Here is a 16,909-nt window from a genome sequence, read left to right on the forward strand (position 1 = left end):
CATCTAAGCGGGAAGCCTGTTCCAAGATGAGGTTTCTCACCACCTTTGAGTGGTTAAGGCCCCCCACAGACCATGGGGTTGATAGGCCAGAACTGAAAGCCCGGTAACGGGTGTAGGTGACTGGTACTAATCGGCCGAGGACTTACCAACAAAGAAGCTACGCGTCCACTGTGCGGTATCTGAAACAACACACAGATACAGGTAGACAGAAACCGTTCGACCCCTGGAGGGTTGTGGTTTTCTGGCTCTCTGTGGATAGTTTCATAGAGTTACGGCGGCTATAGCGGTGGGGAAACGCCCGGTCCCATTCCGAACCCGGAAGCTAAGGCCACCAGCGCCGATGGTACTGCACTCGACAGGGTGTGGGAGAGTAGGACACCGCCGGAACATCCTTCACGATAGGGGACCCAAACTTGGGTCCCCTATCGTCGTTTATGCACCTAAATCTAAGCCGTGCTCGGGGTCCGACCGCCGACACGTGATTGAATTCAGGGGTTCGACTACCTCTGGCAGAACCTAGAAAGGGGGCCACCGTGTCGGAACAGAACGACGGCCGGAAGTCCTTCCGGCGGGGCGGTCCCGAGCGCGGCTTCGGCCAGCGCAACGAGGGTCCTGACCGCGATCGAGGCAGTGCTTCTCGCGGCGACTCCACCGACCGAGGTAATTCCGACGAACGCGCTGGCTTCAAACGCAGCGGCGACTCGAGCGCTCGAAGCTCGGGTGACCGTGGCAGTTTCAACCGCAGCGGCTCGGGCGAGCGCGGTGGCTTCAAACGCGGCGACTCCGATGACCGTGGCGGCTTCAAACGTGGCGGCACCGGTGGCCGCAGCAGCTTCAATCGCGGTGACTCCGACCAGCGCGGCGATTCCGGCGACCGCGGCTTTGCTCGCGGCGGTTCCGGTGAGCGCGGTGGCTTCAAGCGAAGTGGCGATTCTGGTGAGCGGGGCGGATTCGGCCGTAGTGACGCGGGTGACCGCGGTGGATCCCAGGACCGCGGCGGCTTCAGTCGCCGTGAGGACTCGGGACAGCGTGGCGGTGGTTCCGGTGAGCGCGGTGGCTTCAAACGCGGTGGTGATGCCGGTCAGCGCAGTGACTCCGGTGACCGTGGTTACCGTCGCAGCTCGGGGGAGCGAGGCGATTCGGGCCGGGGTAGCTCTGGTGATCGTGGCGGTTTCAGCCGTGGTGATTCGGGTGATCGTGGCGGCTATGGCCGCGGTGGCTCGGGCGAGCGCGGTGGCTTCAGCCGTGGTGACTCCGGTGATCGCGGTGGCTTCAGTCGGGGTGGCTCCGGCGAGCGTGGGGGTTTCAAGCGGGGTGGCGACTCGGGTCAGCGTGGCGACGCCGGTGAGCGCGGTGGGTTCAAGCGGCGTGAGGATGCTGGTCAGCGGGGCGGTTTCGGTCGGGGCGGTGACTCCGGTGGCCGTGGCGGTTCGGGCCAGCGTGGCGGTTGGACGCAGCGCGGCGATGACTCGCAGGACCGCCGACGGGGCGGCGAAGGCGCACGCGCCGGGGGCGGCTCGGCGGATCGTCGTGCGCCGCGCCCAGAAGAGCCGGATCTGCCCGATGACGTTCAGGCGACCGATCTCGAAGTCGAGGTGCGCCGCGATCTGCTGAGCCTGGATAAAGGCAATGCCGAATCGGTCGCCCGCCACCTCGTGATGGCGGCTCGACTGATCGATGACGACCCGCGTCTTGCTCTGGCCCATGCGCGAGCCGCGCGCCAACGTGCGGGTCGCATTGCCGTGGTTCGCGAAACCGCTGGCGTCACGGCTTACCACGCGGGTGAATGGGCCGAGGCCCTTTCCGAACTACGTACCGCCCGCCGGATGTCCGGCGGCTCCGGTCTGCTTGCCGTGATGGCCGACTGTGAGCGCGGCCTCGGACGCCCCGAACGCGCCATCGAATTGGGCCGCAGCGACGAGGCCCGCGCCCTGCGCGGTGATGAGGCCACCGAACTGCGCATTGTCGTCGCGGGCGCTCGCATGGACCTCGGCCAATACGACCAGGCCGTGGTCACCTTGCAAACCTCGGAACTGGACCCGTCCCGCACGGGCTCGGCCGCCGCGCGCCTTTTCTACGCTTACGCTGACGCATTGGTCGCCGCAGGCCGCACCGCCGAGGGCCTCACCTGGTTCCTCAACGCCGCCTCCGCCGACCTCGACGGTGAAACCGATGCCGAGGAACGCGCCGAAGAACTAACCGGCGATAGCGATCTGTAGAGAATCGGGACGTCTGATACCGAGCCGCTGGTTTCAGACGTCCCGTCGACACGCGTCCCGCTCGAGGCTGTAGCCGTCGACGAACAATCGTCCGCCACCTTTGTTTCGAGCGCACGATCGAGCCACTTTTCCAATTGGTTCAGATCTCTACGCGCAAGAATTCGATCAACGACATCACCGAGCACCGCTACTTCGCGTCGGTTGCTCTGCGCCAGGGCGTGTGGTCGACGCATCAGGACTCGTTGCCGAACAAGTCGATGGCGTCGGTTGCGGTGAGGGCGCGATCGAACCACTGGTCAAGTATCGCGTTATCTGTGCACGTCAACACACGAGTACGAATCTCATCGGATACGGGGATTCCGTGTCGATCCAGTACTCGCAGAATGTAGTTGGCTCGAACTTCGGCGCGCATGGCTTGGGAGGTGGGGGAACGGAAGAACGAGAGATCCAGGCTCATCAGCTTTCTCCAGATGTCGGCGGCTGGGCTGTCGCCGAGCCCTAGTTCGGTGAGCTCGGCGAAGATGTTGTGTTCGGGGGTTCCTCCAGTGCTCCGCAGTGCTGCGGCCAGCGTCTCCAGTATCGCACCGGCACATTCCTCCTTGGCATGCGTGATCGCCGACAATGTGGCGAGCGGGATGTCGGAGGCGGCGACCTCTACCTCGGTCACCGGTGGCACGTTGTGCGGCCCGAGAACGAGTGGATGAACGGTCAGGCTGGTCCATTGCGGCATACCGATCGGGAGCGGGCCTCGTGCCCAGCTCGCGGCTACTCGGTCCTGGCACACGACGAGGAGGACGATCGGAAGGACGTATTTCGCGTGCAGGAAAGCGACGTAATACGCCCAGGCTGCTGGTCTGGTCGGGTCGTGTTTGCTTTGAGCCTCGACGAGAAGCAGGAACTGTCCTTGTGCGGATGAGACGCGCAGTACGGTGTCGGCTCTTCGCTCGACCGGGGCGGGTTCGGTCAGATCTGTGGACAGCAGGAGCACTTCGAGCGGCTCGGGGAAAGGAAGCCCGAGAGCGCGGAAGGCGCGGGCGAATGTGCCCGGGTCGTGCTGGAAGAGGCGATGCATTGCCTCGTGTTGAGAGCTGACCATGGCAGCCAACGTACGCTGGGAAATCGAAAATTTGTTCGATAGCGATCAGTGGGCAAGGTGACTGCGGCGAGTTGCTTCGACACGGTTGGTGATGTCGCGCAACGCGCTGGCGATCTGGGCGAGTGTTCGGAAAGTGCTTGGGGTGCACTGCCGGTCGATGCCCTCATTCTCCTGTCGGCGGGCTGGCGTAGGGTTCGAATGACTCGGTCGCTGCCGAGGAACCGTGGGCCCAGCGATCGAGCCTGCCCCGGGAACACGGCAAGGTGCCGGTCGGTGACATGGAGTGAGAGTGGTGTGAAGCGGCTACGAGATCGGTATGAGGCCCTCCTGCTGGATCTGGATGGCACGCTGTATCGCGGGCCCGAGGTGATCGAGGGCACGCCGGAGGCATTGGCGGATTTCGTTGTGCCGCAGCGACTTGTGTATGTCACGAATAATGCGAGTCGCGGTCCGGACGTGGTCGCCCGGCATTTGGTCGAATTGGGATTCGTGGCTGATACCGATGACGTCGTGACGAGTGCGCAGGCGGCGGCGCGGTTGTTGGCGGAGCGGCTCGATCCCGGCGCGACCGTATTGATCGTCGGCACCGATGACCTGGCCAAGGAAGTGGACGCCGTCGGGCTGCGCTCGATCCGGCGCTTCAATGGCGCCGCGCCCGACGCTGTCGTACAAGGACATTCGCCCGAAACCGCCTGGCCGGACCTAGCCGAGGCGGCCTATGCATTGAGCGCGGACGCGCTGTGGGTCGCCGCCAATACCGATAAGACCCTGCCGAACGAGCGCGGACTGGCACCGGGCAACGGCGCCATGGTCGCCGCATTGCGCGCTGCCTCCGGCCGCGAGCCGCTGGTGGCGGGCAAACCCTATGCGCCACTGCTCGAGGATGCCCTGGTGCGCGCCGGAACGCGCAGCGCGCTGGTGGTGGGCGATCGCCTGGACACCGATATCGAGGGCGCCAACCGCGTCGGCCTCGAATCCCTACTGGTCCTGACCGGCGTCAGCACCCTCGACGAACTGCGCGACGCCGCTGCGGACCGGATCCCGACCTATATCTCGGAGTCGTTGGACGCACTGAATCACCCGTCGGTCGACGACGACCCGAGCGAGGGTGCCGCCGACTTGGCGGAACGCTTACGGCGTAACCCGGGACGAGCCATAACGGTGCGCGCGTCCGGTTCGGAAATCCGATAGCGTTGAACCCACGATGACTACTCCGATGCCTCGCCCGAACGGACCCGGTACGCCCCAGCCCCATGGCCCCGGTACCTACGGTCCCGGCTCGAACGGACCCCGTCCCGGGCCGCCGCTGCCCGGCCAGCATCTGCCGGGCGGACCGGGACGCCAGGAGCCTGCCGACCCCGCGAAGATTCGCGCCGAGATCGACGGGCTGCTGGCCGAACTCGATGCGCGTCCGGCCTGGACCGGAGTGGCGGCGACCCCGCCGACGACCGACTCCGATTCCGGCGCCGATATCACCCGGCGCGCCCGCATCCTGGAGCAGGCACATGAGGTGCTCGTCCAGGCCCTGGCCACGGTGGACAAGATCTGAGGTGGCCAGACGTGCGCGGGTGGACGCCGAATTGGTTCGCCGCGGATTGGCGCGATCGCGAGAACACGCGGTCGAGCTGATCGGTGCGGGCCGCGTCCTGATTGCTGGAACGGTCGCGGTAAAACCGGCGACCGCTGTGGAGGCGGGCACGCCGTTGATCGTGCGCGAGGAGCCCGACGAAGTGTCGTGGGCATCACGCGGTGCGCACAAGCTGCTCGGAGCGCTGGCGGCGTTCGAACCGCAGGGATTGACTGTCGCGGGTAAACGCTGCCTGGATGCCGGTGCGTCGACCGGTGGCTTCACCGATGTGCTGCTCTCGAAGGCGGCGCGGGAGGTCGTCGCGGTCGATGTCGGCTACGGCCAACTGATCTGGCGCTTGCAGAACGATGACCGGGTGCGAGTCCACGACCGCACCAATGTCCGCGCCATCACCCCCGAATCCATCGGTGGCACCGTTGAACTGGTGGTCGGTGATCTGTCGTTCATCTCGCTGACTCTGGTGCTGCCCGCGCTCGCGGCCTGCAGCGCGCCGGGCGCCGATCTGCTGCCCATGGTGAAGCCGCAGTTCGAGGTCGGCAAGGAGCGGGTAGGCTCCGGCGGTGTGGTGCGTGATCCCGCACTGCGCGCGGAAGTGGTGTGCGATGTCGCGGCCGCCGCCGCCGAGTTGGGGTTGCGCACCGCCGGGGTGGTGGCCAGCCCGCTGCCCGGTCCCTCGGGCAATGTCGAATACTTTCTGTGGCTGCGTAAGGACGGGCAGTTCGAGTACGACGGTGAACAGGTCGCGGCTCTCGTTGAGCGTGCGGTTGAGGAGGGTCCACAGTGAACGCGCTGACACCGGCCGAATCCAGGGAGATTCTGCTGGTTTCGCATCCGGGCCGGGCGGAGATCATCGAGACCGCCCATCGCGTCGCGAAGATCTTCGCCGACGCGGGCATCGGATTGCGCGTGCTCGCGGACGAGGCGGACAGTACCCGGTTCGATACCGACTGTGCGCCGGGCGCGACGGCGGTGGCGGAACCGGGCGGATATCCCGCGAGTGTGGTCGAGCACTGCCCGGACGCGGCGGTCGGTTGTGAGATGGTCCTATCGCTCGGTGGTGACGGCACTTTCCTGCGCGCGGCCGAATTGGCCAGGCCCGCCGGGGTGCCGGTGCTGGGAATCAACTTGGGTCGCATCGGATTTCTCACCGAGGCCGAGGCCGAGCATCTCGATGAGGCATTGGCGAGCGTGGTCCGCGGTGACTATCGCCTCGAACATCGGATGACCATCGATGTCACCGTCCGGGTGGACGACGAGATCGTCGAAACCGGGTGGGCGCTCAACGAAGCCAGCATCGAGAACGCTGCGCGGATGGGTGTGCTCGAGGTTGTCCTCGAGGTCGACGGGCGTCCGGTCTCGCAATTCGGTTGCGACGGCATCCTCATCTCCACACCGACTGGCTCGACCGCTTACGCGTTCTCCGCGGGTGGCCCGGTGGTGTGGCCGGAACTCGAAGCGCTGCTGGTAATTCCGAGCAATGCGCACGCCCTGTTCGCGCGGCCACTGGTGACCAGTCCGGAGTCCAGGATCGCTGTCGAATCGGTTGCGGCGGGCCATGATGCGATAGTTTTCCTGGATGGCAGGCGGACCCTCGCATTGCCCAAGGGCGGGCGGCTCGAGGCGGTCCGCGGCGCCGAACCGGTGCGCTGGGTGCGATTGGATTCCGCGCCGTTCGCCGACCGGATGGTGCGCAAGTTCCAATTGCCCGTGACAGGCTGGCGTGGCCGACGGCGAACGGAGAGCACACGTGCTGACAGAGATCAGGATTGACGGCCTTGGCGTCATATCGACGGCCACCGCGCAATTCCATGCCGGGCTCACGGTTCTGACCGGTGAGACCGGCGCCGGTAAGACCATGGTGGTGACCAGCCTGCACCTGCTCAGCGGGGCGCGGGCCGATGCGGGCCGGGTCCGGTTGGGTGCGGCGCGCGCCGTGGTCGAGGGACGGTTCACCGTCGACGAGGTGAATACGACCGCGCAGAAGCAAGTGCAGGAAGTACTGGAATCGGCCGCGGCCGAACGCGATGACGACGGCAGCATCATCGCGATCCGCACTGTCGGCAGTGACGGACGCTCCCGCGCGCATCTGGGCGGGCGCGGTGTACCCGCCTCGGTGCTCGCCGATTTCACCGCACCGCTGCTGACCGTGCACGGCCAGAACGACCAACTGCGGCTGCAGCGTCCGGATCAGCAGTTGTCCGCGCTGGACCAGTTCGCGGCCGATGCGGTCGGCCCGCTGCTGCGTAAGTACCAGGTGCAGCGGCGATCCTGGTTGGCTGCCCGCACCGAATTGCTCGAACGTACGGCGCACAGTAGGGAACTCGCGCTGGAGGCCGACCGGCTCAAGCATTCGCTGGCCGAAATCGACGCCATCGCACCGGAACCCGGTGAGGATGTGCGCATTGTCGACGAGGTGCGCAGGCTCAGCGATCTGGATTCGCTGCGTGAGGCCGCCGCGGTGGCGCACGACGCATTGGCCGGTCCCGCCGATTCGCCCGAAGATGGTTCGGGCGCACTGGAATTGCTCGGCGCCGCGCGGTCCCGCATCGAATCGGCCGATGATCCGGCGCTGACCGGACTCGGTCCGCGACTCGGTGAGGCGATTGCGGTGATCGTCGATCTGACCACCGAACTCAGTGGCTATCTCGCGGATCTGCCTTCGGACCCCGGCGCTTTGGATTCGCTGCTCACCCGGCAGGCCGAATTGAAGTCGTTGACTCGCAAGTACGCACCGGATATCGACGGGGTGATCGCATGGGCCGATGCGGCGCGCACGCGTCTGAGCTCGCTCGATGTCTCCGAAGAGGCCTTGGCCGCATTGGCGGCGGAGGTGGATATCGCCGCGGAACGGGTTCGTGAGGCGGCCCGCAAATTGACTGCCGCGCGTACGAAGTCGGCGGGCAAGCTCGCCTCGGCGGTGAGCGCCGAACTCGGCGGCCTGGCAATGGGCAAGGCGAAACTCGAGGTCGTGGTGCGGCCGCTGACCGCAAGCCCGCAGGACTCGGCGCCGCTGACGGTGGACGGTACGGAACTGCACGCGGGGTCGACCGGTGTCGACGAAGTGGAGTTCCGGCTCTCGGCGCATTCCGGCGCGCAGTCATTGCCCTTGAGCAAGAGCGCATCCGGCGGTGAGCTCTCGCGCGTGATGCTCGCACTCGAAGTGGTGCTCGCGAGTTCGGATCACGGCGCAACCATGGTTTTCGACGAGGTCGATGCCGGTGTCGGCGGCCGGGCCGCGGTCGAGATCGGTCGCCGATTGGCCCGGCTGGCCCGCACCCATCAGGTGATCGTGGTGACCCACCTACCGCAGGTGGCCGCTTTCGCCGACACCCATCTGGTGGTGGACAAATCCGATGACGGCAAGGGCAAGGTCAACAGCGGTGTCCGCGCCCTGACCAAGGACGAGCGGGTCATCGAACTGGCCCGCATGCTGGCCGGTCTCGACGACACCGAAACCGGCCGAGCCCATGCCGAGGAACTTCTGGAAACGGCCCGCGCCGAGCGCGCTATCGCCTGACGACTGTTCAGCCCAGGGCTTTTTGCGCGCCCTTGATGAACTGGTTGATGAGGTTCTCGAGGCCCAATTCGACGACCTTGGCGGGGACGGGAAGGCTGGGTTCGGACTCCATTGTGTAGGAGACCAGGGTGCCGTCATTGGCGTCGGCGAAGGTGATGGTGCCGACGTGGCGCTTCACCGGCGCGCCTTTGACGATCTTGTACTCCATCAGCTCGCCGGGGACCAGCTTGGTGGTCTCCTCGACGATGCCGACTCCGCCCTTGCCGATCAGGTACTGCGCGCCGACGCCGTTCGGTGCAGGGGTGCCGGGCCTCTTCAATGTGAAGTCCACCGGAACGTACGGGTTGATACTGTCCCGCTCGGTGAAGAACTTGTAGACGACATCGCGCGGTGCCGCGATGACGACGTCGACGGTGCTGCTGGCCATAGTGTCTCCTCTTCGAGATATCTGTGACCGGCAGCATACGGGTACTGTCTGAGTTCGTCGTGAGCCCTGTCACACGGATCACATTGTGTCGGGCTTCTGTCGGTCGACTTCGAATCACGGCGGTGCCGTCGTCACGCTTGCGCTGGGGCGCCATCCAACTGCCCGTATGGTGAACGGTTTGCGTCTCGGCTTGGCCAACGGCTGGCTCTTCCTGGTGGCCGCGGAGCTGATCGATTCATGGCGGGGCGGGGTTTTGCTGATTGATAGCCAGAAAAGTGGGCGAACCGACATCATGTTGCTGGCAATAGTGCTGCTCGCACTGCTCGGCAAGATCGGCGATGCCGTCTTCGCCGTCGTGGAACGCCGATTGGTTGCCGGCTGCTTCTGAGCAGGGCGCGAGTTGGTATCCGGGGGCGTGCCGCCTGTTATCACAGTGACGAATGTGGTAGATGGTGCGGCGCGCCTCCATCAATGGTTGAGAGTTTGCGGCGAAGATCGGGCCCATGAAGATGTTGGCGTTGTTGTCGAAGAACACCGAAGCGCTGCCCGGGCTAACCGGAATAGCTCGGGTTGACCGCAACACCAGGCGTTTGCTGAAGCGGGTCGGGCCCGGTGATGTCGTAATACTCGATGAGATGGATCTGGATCGGCTCACCGCCGATCGGCTGGTCGAGGCGGGCGTGGTCGCGGTGGTGAATACCTCGCCATCGATCTCTGGCCGCTACCCCAATCTGGGACCGGAAGTGTTGGTCGCCAACGGGATTCTGCTGCTGGACACCGTGAGTTCGGATGCGTTCAAGATCAAGGACGGCACCAAGGTCCGCATCGACGAGGGTGTCGTCTACGCCGACAAATTGGTCAAGAAGGTGCCCGAGGTTCTGGTCACGGGCATCGAGCTGACCGAATCCGATATCGCCGAGCGGATGATCGAGGCCCGCAACGGCCTGGCCGATCATCTGGAGGCCTTCGCGGGCAATACGATCGAGTTCATCCGCACCGAGAGCGCGCTGCTCATCGACGGCATCGGTGTGCCGGAACTCGAGCTGGAGATGAAGCATCGCCATGTGGTCGTGGTGGCCGACGGCCCGGACCATGCGCACGATCTCAAGCGTCTGAAGCCGTTCATCAAGGAGTACGTGCCGATCATGGTGGGGGTCGGTCGTGGCGCGGATACGTTGATGAAGCAGGGGTACCGCCCCGATCTGATCGTCGGCGACCCGGACGAAATCACCACCGCCACCTTGAAATGCGGCGCCGAGATGATCCTGCCCGCCGATACCGACGGCGAGGCCAAGGGGCTGGAACGCATCCAGGATCTCGGCATCGGCGCGATGACATTCCCATCGTCCGGCGCAGCCTCCGATCTGGCCCTGCTGCTCGCCCACCACCATGGTGCGGCGCTGATCGTGACTGCGGGCGCCGCCGCATCGCTGGACGACTTCTTCGATCGGGGCCGCCGCGACAGCAATCCGGCGACCTTCCTGACGCGACTTAAAATCGGCACTGAACTCGTGGATGCCAAGGCCGTCGCGACGCTCTACCGAAACCGGGTCTCCGGAACCGCCATCGCGATGGTCGTGCTAGCCGCCCTGCTAGCGGTGATCGTAGTCATGCTCGCCTCGAATACCGGTGCCGAGGCATTGGACTGGGCCACCGACATCTGGAATCGGTTCGCGCTATGGGCCCAGGGCCAGATAGGCGCGGGAGGGAACCGATGATTTCGTTTCGGCAGCATGCGGTTTCGATCGTCGCGATCTTCCTGGCCCTCGCCCTCGGCGTGGTGCTCGGCTCACAGACCGTGGCGGCGGACCTGCTGTCCGGACTGCGCGCCGATAAATCAGATCTGCGCAAGCAACTCGATGTGGCCACCGATCGGAACCGACGGCTCACCGATGAAATGACTGCCGCGGACCGGTTCATCGCCGGTTCGGCGGGCCGGATCCTCGGCGGCACCCTCACCGACCGCAGCGTCATCGTCTTCACGACCCCCGACGCCGAACCCACCGATGTCGAGGCGGTGGCGAAGGATCTGGAAACCTCCGGCGCCACCGTAGCCGGCCGCATCGCACTTACCGACCCCTTCATCGATGCCGCCGAGGGCGACCGGATGCGCACCGCGATCACCAATGTCATTCCGGCGGGCGCGCAGCTGCGCACCGGACAGGTCGATCAGGGCAGTATGGCGGGCGATCTGCTCGGCCTGGTGCTGCTGCTCGACCCCGCGAACGCACAACCGCGCAGTACCCCGCAGGAGCTGAGCCTGGTGCTGGAGACATTGCGTGGCGGCGGTTTCCTCGCCTATGGCGACACTCCGGCGCACCCCGCCAACCTCGCGGTGGTCGTCACCGGAGCTGGCGCGAAGGCCAGCGAAAACGGTCAGGGCAGCAATATCGCCCGGTTCACCGGCGCGCTGCGCGGCCGCGGCGCGGGTGTGGTGCTCGCTGGCCGATCCGGTGCCGCCGACAATCCGGGCCCCATCGCGATCATCCGCTCCGACGCCGCGCTGGCCACCGCGGTCACCACCGTCGACAATCTGGACCGCGAGATCGGGCGCGTCACCACCGTCCTCGGACTGAGCGAACAGCTCAACGGCGGCGCGGGCCGATACGGAACCGGAACCAAGGCGACCTCCCTCACAATCAACGCCGCTCCGCAGAGCTGATCCGCGCTCTGGTTAGCCCGAGACCGATCCGGATTCGGCCGATTCGACCACTGTGCACGAGATCTCCGAGCGCCGTTCACAATCCGGCTCATTTCCGAGTGGCCGCAGCGCATCCGAGGTAAGCGGCGAGCCGCGGTCGCTCGGAACGGGGCACCATCGGGCCGCGACACACGGCACCGGACGCTCGGCCGAGCCAAGGCAGCGACTTGGTGGCAAACGTGCGTGGCGGGTGATCAGACCAGCATTTTCGTGTTACCGTGAAGACCCGTGGGTCATACACGGAATCAGGCGCGAACGGCCACGAAGCACATCTTCGTCAGCGGTGGTGTCGCCTCCTCATTGGGTAAGGGTCTTACCGCCTCCAGCCTCGGTCAGCTGCTGACCGCGCGCGGACTGCGGGTGACCATGCAAAAACTCGACCCGTACTTGAACGTCGATCCGGGCACCATGAATCCGTTCCAGCACGGAGAAGTGTTCGTCACCGAAGACGGCGCCGAGACCGATCTCGATGTCGGTCACTACGAACGGTTCCTTGATCGGGACCTGTCCCGGGACGCGAATGTGACTACCGGGCAAATCTATTCGTCGGTGATCGCCAAGGAGCGGCGCGGCGAATATCTCGGTGACACGGTCCAGGTGATTCCGCACATCACCGACGAGATCAAGAGTCGCATACTCGCCATGCAGGGCCCGGATTTGCAAGGGCAGGTGCCCGATGTGGTGATCACCGAAATCGGTGGCACTGTCGGCGATATCGAATCGCAGCCCTTCCTCGAGGCGGCTCGGCAGATCCGCCACGACGTGGGCCGGGACAATGTGTTCTTCCTGCACGTATCGCTGGTGCCCTACCTCGCGCCCTCGGGTGAGCTCAAGACCAAGCCGACCCAGCACTCGGTGGCCGCGCTGCGCAATATCGGTATCCAGCCCGACGCGCTCATCCTGCGCTGCGATCGTGACGTGCCCCAGGCGCTCAAGAGCAAGATCGCGCTGATGTGTGACGTCGATGTCGACGCCTGCATCTCTACCCCGGACGCGCCGTCGATCTACGACATTCCCAAGGTGCTGCACCGCGAGGGTCTGGACGCCTATGTGGTGCGCAGGCTCGGGCTGCCGTTCCGGGACGTGGACTGGACGGTATGGGGCGATCTGCTCGATCGGGTGCATCAGCCGCGGGAGACGGTCGAGGTCGCATTGGTCGGCAAGTACGTCGATCTGCCCGATGCGTACCTGTCGGTCACCGAGGCATTGCGCGCGGGCGGGTTCGCCTCGCGGGCCAAGGTGAATATCCACTGGGTGCAGTCCGACGAGTGCGCGACCCCGGCGGGCGCGCAGGCCGCTTTGCGCGATGTGGACGCGGTGCTCATTCCCGGTGGATTCGGTATTCGCGGCATCGAGGGCAAGGTCGGCGCGATCACCTACGCCCGCACCCGCGGGCTGCCATTGCTCGGGCTCTGCCTCGGTTTGCAGTGTGTGGTCATCGAGGCCGCGCGCTCGGTCGGTCTGGCCGAGGCCAATTCGGCCGAATTCGAGCCGGACACACCACATCCGGTGATCTCCACCATGGCCGACCAGAAGGACATCGTGGCCGGTGAGGCCGATCTCGGCGGCACCATGCGCCTCGGCGCCTACCCGGCCACGCTGCTGAAGGGGTCGGTTGTTGCGCAGGCCTACGGCACCGAGCAGGTCTCGGAGCGGCACCGGCATCGCTATGAGGTGAACAACGCCTACCGCGACAAGATCGCCACCAGCGGTCTGAAGTTCAGCGGCACCTCGCCCGACGGGCATCTGGTCGAATTCGTCGAGCTGCCCGCGGACAAGCACCCGTTCTTCGTGGCCACCCAGGCTCATCCCGAACTCAAGAGCCGCCCGACCCGGCCGCATCCACTGTTCGCGGCGCTGATCTCCGCGGCGTTGAAATATAAACTGGCCGAGCGGCTTCCGGTCGATATCCCGGACGAAGAGTTCGCGAACGCAGATCAGGCATCGTAAATGAGTGATAACGGGGGAGCCCGGCCGGGCAGTCACGATTTCGAGACAGTGGCGAGCAAGACCGTGTACAGCGGCGCGATTCTCGCATTGCGGCTCGACGAGGTGGCCATGCCGGGCGGGCGGGTGGTCGAACGCGAGGTGATCGAGCACCATGCCGCGGTCGCGGTCGCGGCCATCGACGACGCCGACAATGTGGTGTTGATCAGGCAGTATCGGCATCCGATCGGCGTTCGACTGCTCGAGTTGCCCGCGGGTCTGCTCGACGTACCCGGTGAGGATCCGCTCGAAGCGGCCAAGCGCGAATTGGCCGAGGAGACCGGATTGGCCGCCAGGGAATGGGCGGTGCTGGTGGATGTCGCGCTCTCGCCCGGCTTCACCGATGAGGCGCTGCGGGTGTATTTCGCGCGCGGCCTGTACGAAACCGACCGGCCCGAACCGGAGTTGGAGGAGGCGGATCTCGAACTGGTCCGCATGCCGGTCGAGGAGGCCGTGCGGGCCGCGTTGGCCGGTGAGATCGTCAATGCCACGGCGGTTGCCGGTGTGTTCGCCCTTGCCGCCGCCCGGGCGGGCGGGACCGAACTGCGTCCCGCCGACGCGCCGTGGCCGGGACAGTCGACCGCGTTCCTGCGCCGCAAGGCGGCGCGGCAACAGTCCGAAGACTGACGAGGGTGCTCGCGCGCGAACTAGAGGCCTATCTCGACCATCTCGCGGTCGAGCGCGGCGCCGCGCGCAACACCCTCGGCGCCTATCGCCGTGATCTCGACCGGTATCGGGATTTCCTGACCGGACGCGGCATTACGGCGCTCGAGCAGGTTGGCGAATCCGATGTCGCGGAATTCACCATGGTGCTGCGGGCGGGTGGGGCCGCCCACCCGCCGCTGGCCGCCAGTTCGGTCGCCCGTGCGCTGATCGCGGTGCGTGGACTGCATCGTTTTGCTGCCGCAGAGGGAATGACGAGCACCGATGTCGCACATACGGTGAAACCGCCCGCGCCGGGCCGCCGGTTGCCAAAAGCCCTACCGTACGACCAGGTTCTGCGGTTGCTGGAGGCCGCGGGGGGCGGGCCGATCGGCGATGCCGAGGCGAATGGGGCCGGAACCGATGGCGGGCCACGCGGATTGCGCGACCGCGCACTGCTCGAGTTGCTGTATTCGACCGGTGCGCGGATCTCGGAGATGGTCGGACTCGATGTGGACGACCTGGACACCGAGGAGCGTGCGGTGGTCTTGCACGGCAAGGGCGGCAAGCAGCGGATGGTCCCGATCGGCAGGCCCGCGCTCGCCGCGGTCGAGGCGTATCTGGTGCGCGGGCGGCCGGTGCTCGCCGCCAATGGAAAAGGCACTGCGGGTGCGCTGTTTCTCAACGCACGCGGCGGACGGCTGTCGCGGCAGAGTGCATGGCAGGTGCTGCAGACCGCCGCCGAGCGTGCTGGTATCGGCGCCACCGTATCCCCGCACACCCTGCGTCATTCCTTCGCAACACATCTACTCGACGGCGGCGCCGATGTGCGTGTGGTCCAAGAACTTCTGGGGCACGCCTCGGTGACCACCACGCAGATCTACACCCTCGTCACCGTGAACACCCTGCGCGAGGTCTGGGCCACCGCCCACCCGCGTGCCCGCTAGCCAGCGCGCTGAATCCGGGCGCGGCGGACAAGTAAGGTGTGCGGGGCGGATCCGCGCACCGGGTATCGTCCGGGTCGATATCGGTTTCGACGACGAACCGGATCGGCGTCAGGGGAGTGAACGCTCGTGCAGGTAAACGTGGGTGTCGCGTGTCCGAGCGTGGGTCTTGCGCTGTCAAGCGGTAGCGTCTATCGAGAGCTGGACCGTACGAAAGCGAGGTCGGGCCTGATCGGCCTCGCTACGCTCGGGCAGATGATGCCGGAGTCGGGCGAAGGCAACGGGCAGGAACGTATAAGGAGCAGCGGATCGTGACGACAGCCGGTGCGGCAGAGCCGCCGATGGGTGCTGGGGCGCAGCCGCTTACGGGTCCCCGGATGGGTCCGTACTCGGAGGCCGCGGCGGAGACGCTGTGGGGCAACGGCGCCGAACCCGTCCCTGAAGACGCGACGCTCGGTCCCACCGGGCGTCCGCTGCGCATCGTGCCCGAGCCGCCACCGGTCGAGCGGCACGGCGATGCCCTCATCGTGGCCATGTGCAATCAGAAGGGTGGTGTCGGCAAGACCACCTCGACCATCAACCTCGGTGCCGCGCTCGCGGAGTTCGGCCGTCGGGTGCTGTTGGTCGACCTGGATCCGCAGGGTGCGCTGTCGGCGGGACTGGGTGTTGCCCACCACGATCTCGATCTGACCGTGCACAACCTGCTGATCGGATCCAAGGTCTCCATTGACGACGTCCTCATGGAGACCCGCGTCGAGAATCTGCATCTGCTGCCGAGCAATATCGATCTGTCGGCCGCGGAGATCCAGCTGGTCAACGAGGTCGGCCGGGAACAGACCCTGGGCCGTGCACTGGAACCGGTGCGCGACCGCTACGACTACATCCTCATCGACTGCCAGCCCTCGCTCGGGCTGCTGACGGTGAATGCGCTGGCCTGTTCCGACGGCGTGATCATTCCGATGGAATGCGAATACTTCTCGCTGCGTGGGCTGGCGCTGCTCAACGACACCGTGGAGAAGGTGCGCGACCGCCTCAACCAGCGGCTGAGCCTGTACGGCATCGTGGTGACCATGTTCGATGCGCGGCTACTACATTCGCGCCAGGTCATGGCGCGTGTCGTCGAGGTCTTCGGCGATCTGGTGTACGACACGGCGATCGCACGGACCGTGCGCTTTCCCGACGCCAGCGTCGCGGGTGAACCGATCACCACATGGGCACCGAAATCCGGTGGGGCCGAAGCATATCGGGCGATGGCGCGGGAAGTCATCCACCGGTCCGGCCGGTGATCGGCGGTACTGAACCGGCGCCATCGACGAATGCGGATACGCTCGGCTCGGAGTCTGGTGAGTTCGCCGATCAGGGCTCCGGCGCCGGGCGTGCCGTGTCGGCCGACCATACGGGTGCGCGTGATTCCGCTGCCGCGCAAGATGATCTCCCTGGTAGACCTGGAAATGAGGGGGAATCGGCGGTAGTGCAGGGGGGTTCCGAGGCGGTGCTGGGGGCACCTGGTGCTGCGCAGGTGGATGCCCCTGCGCACGAGGTTTACAGGGACGAGCGTGATTCCGATGTCGCGCAGCACGATCGTGTCGGCAGACCGAGCGGTGGTGCGGACGCGTCGCGCGGTGATGCCAATGCCCGGCGTGCTGCAGAGGCGGGTGCGGACGATGTTCCTGCGGCGCGTCGCGCTTCCGGTGGCGCATCGGGCACGGCCTCGGCACCGGGCGATTCCGGCGTTGTGCCTGGTGATCCGGTTGCTGGATCGGCCGACCCGGCTGGCGCCGATGCGGCA

At 66.0% G+C, this 16,909-nt stretch carries 13 protein-coding genes, 2 rRNA genes and 2 pseudogenes; 15 read left to right on the forward strand and 2 right to left on the reverse strand.

The window, feature by feature from the left end; translation table 11 throughout:
• The 3 genes and pseudogenes from ABZ293_RS21970 to ABZ293_RS21980 form a co-directional block, all read left to right on the forward strand.
• A 23S ribosomal RNA gene (locus ABZ293_RS21970) occupies window positions 1-150 on the forward strand; the annotation flags it as partial.
• A gap of 120 nt (window positions 151-270) precedes the next feature.
• Window positions 271-387: ribosomal RNA gene (rrf, locus tag ABZ293_RS21975) — 5S ribosomal RNA — on the forward strand.
• 1,160 nt (window positions 388-1,547) lie between these two features.
• Window positions 1,548-2,219 (forward strand): annotated as a pseudogene (locus tag ABZ293_RS21980) (hypothetical protein); the annotation flags it as partial.
• Between the two features lie 232 nt (window positions 2,220-2,451).
• Here the strand turns inward: ABZ293_RS21980 and ABZ293_RS21985 are convergent.
• A complete protein-coding gene (locus ABZ293_RS21985; RefSeq protein WP_355183309.1) occupies window positions 2,452-3,315 on the reverse strand; it encodes a hypothetical protein in 864 nt (287 codons plus the stop codon).
• Window positions 3,316-3,609: 294 nt separating this feature from the next.
• Here ABZ293_RS21985 and ABZ293_RS21990 point away from each other — a divergent pair, with 294 nt between their 5' ends.
• From ABZ293_RS21990 to recN, 5 genes are read left to right on the forward strand one after another with little or no spacing between them, the layout of a single operon-like run.
• Window positions 3,610-4,506 (forward strand): HAD-IIA family hydrolase, encoded by an 897-nt coding sequence (locus ABZ293_RS21990; RefSeq protein WP_355183443.1) that lies wholly within the window; start codon window positions 3,610-3,612, stop codon window positions 4,504-4,506.
• A 13-nt stretch (window positions 4,507-4,519) separates the two neighbouring features.
• Window positions 4,520-4,864, forward strand: a complete 345-nt coding sequence (locus ABZ293_RS21995; RefSeq protein ID WP_355183311.1) for a hypothetical protein — start codon at window positions 4,520-4,522, stop codon at window positions 4,862-4,864.
• 1 nt (window position 4,865) lies between these two features.
• Window positions 4,866-5,687, forward strand: coding sequence for a TlyA family RNA methyltransferase (locus tag ABZ293_RS22000; RefSeq protein ID WP_355183313.1), 822 nt, complete (start codon window positions 4,866-4,868; stop codon window positions 5,685-5,687).
• Window positions 5,684-6,673 carry an NAD kinase gene (locus ABZ293_RS22005; protein WP_354958061.1) on the forward strand — a complete coding sequence of 330 codons (990 nt, stop codon included), beginning with the start codon at window positions 5,684-5,686 and terminating at the stop codon, window positions 6,671-6,673. The genes ABZ293_RS22000 and ABZ293_RS22005 overlap by 4 nt, the downstream gene beginning before the upstream one ends.
• A complete protein-coding gene (gene recN / locus ABZ293_RS22010) occupies window positions 6,651-8,420 on the forward strand; it encodes a DNA repair protein RecN (protein WP_355183315.1) in 1,770 nt (589 codons plus the stop codon). The genes ABZ293_RS22005 and recN overlap by 23 nt, the downstream gene beginning before the upstream one ends.
• A 7-nt stretch (window positions 8,421-8,427) precedes the next feature.
• Here the strand turns inward: recN and ABZ293_RS22015 are convergent, their stop codons facing one another.
• Entirely contained in the window at window positions 8,428-8,847 is a 420-nt protein-coding gene (locus tag ABZ293_RS22015; protein ID WP_355183317.1) for an SRPBCC family protein, read from the reverse strand.
• A 166-nt stretch (window positions 8,848-9,013) separates the two neighbouring features.
• Between ABZ293_RS22015 and ABZ293_RS22020 the strand changes: the two are divergent.
• The 7 genes and pseudogenes from ABZ293_RS22020 to ABZ293_RS22050 form a co-directional block, all read left to right on the forward strand.
• A pseudogene (locus ABZ293_RS22020) lies at window positions 9,014-9,235 on the forward strand (ABC transporter permease); the annotation flags it as partial.
• Window positions 9,236-9,350: 115 nt separating this feature from the next.
• A complete protein-coding gene (gene steA / locus ABZ293_RS22025) occupies window positions 9,351-10,565 on the forward strand; it encodes a putative cytokinetic ring protein SteA (protein WP_355183319.1) in 1,215 nt (404 codons plus the stop codon).
• On the forward strand, window positions 10,562-11,509 hold the full coding sequence (locus tag ABZ293_RS22030) for a copper transporter (protein WP_355183321.1): 948 nt from the start codon (window positions 10,562-10,564) through the stop codon (window positions 11,507-11,509). The genes steA and ABZ293_RS22030 overlap by 4 nt, the downstream gene beginning before the upstream one ends.
• Window positions 11,510-11,776: 267 nt before the next feature.
• Entirely contained in the window at window positions 11,777-13,498 is a 1,722-nt protein-coding gene (locus ABZ293_RS22035; RefSeq protein WP_354958067.1) for a CTP synthase, read from the forward strand.
• Window positions 13,499-14,161, forward strand: coding sequence for an NUDIX hydrolase (locus ABZ293_RS22040; RefSeq protein ID WP_355183323.1), 663 nt, complete (start codon window positions 13,499-13,501; stop codon window positions 14,159-14,161).
• A gap of 5 nt (window positions 14,162-14,166) precedes the next feature.
• Complete coding sequence (gene xerD, locus ABZ293_RS22045) at window positions 14,167-15,123, forward strand: site-specific tyrosine recombinase XerD (protein ID WP_355183325.1); 957 nt, start codon at window positions 14,167-14,169, stop codon at window positions 15,121-15,123.
• A gap of 374 nt (window positions 15,124-15,497) precedes the next feature.
• Window positions 15,498-16,406, forward strand: a complete 909-nt coding sequence (locus ABZ293_RS22050) for a ParA family protein (protein WP_355183445.1) — start codon at window positions 15,498-15,500, stop codon at window positions 16,404-16,406.
• Window positions 16,407-16,909: the final 503 nt, after the last annotated feature.

The sequence above is a fragment of the Nocardia sp. NPDC005998 genome, assembly GCF_040614395.1.
Classification (GTDB): domain Bacteria; phylum Actinomycetota; class Actinomycetes; order Mycobacteriales; family Mycobacteriaceae; genus Nocardia.

What these genes read in the sequence shown, in the direction of transcription:
- ABZ293_RS21985 (WP_355183309.1), bottom strand. Translation starts at nt 3,315, where the DNA reads ATGGTCAGCTCTCAACACGAGGCAATGCATCGCCTCTTCCAGCACGAC.
- ABZ293_RS21995 (WP_355183311.1), top strand. Translation starts at nt 4,520, where the DNA reads ATGACTACTCCGATGCCTCGCCCGAACGGACCCGGTACGCCCCAGCCC.
- ABZ293_RS22015 (WP_355183317.1), bottom strand. Translation starts at nt 8,847, where the DNA reads ATGGCCAGCAGCACCGTCGACGTCGTCATCGCGGCACCGCGCGATGTC.
- steA (WP_355183319.1), top strand. Translation starts at nt 9,351, where the DNA reads ATGAAGATGTTGGCGTTGTTGTCGAAGAACACCGAAGCGCTGCCCGGG.
- ABZ293_RS22030 (WP_355183321.1), top strand. Translation starts at nt 10,562, where the DNA reads ATGATTTCGTTTCGGCAGCATGCGGTTTCGATCGTCGCGATCTTCCTG.
- ABZ293_RS22040 (WP_355183323.1), top strand. Translation starts at nt 13,499, where the DNA reads ATGAGTGATAACGGGGGAGCCCGGCCGGGCAGTCACGATTTCGAGACA.
- ABZ293_RS22050 (WP_355183445.1), top strand. Translation starts at nt 15,498, where the DNA reads ATGGGTCCGTACTCGGAGGCCGCGGCGGAGACGCTGTGGGGCAACGGC.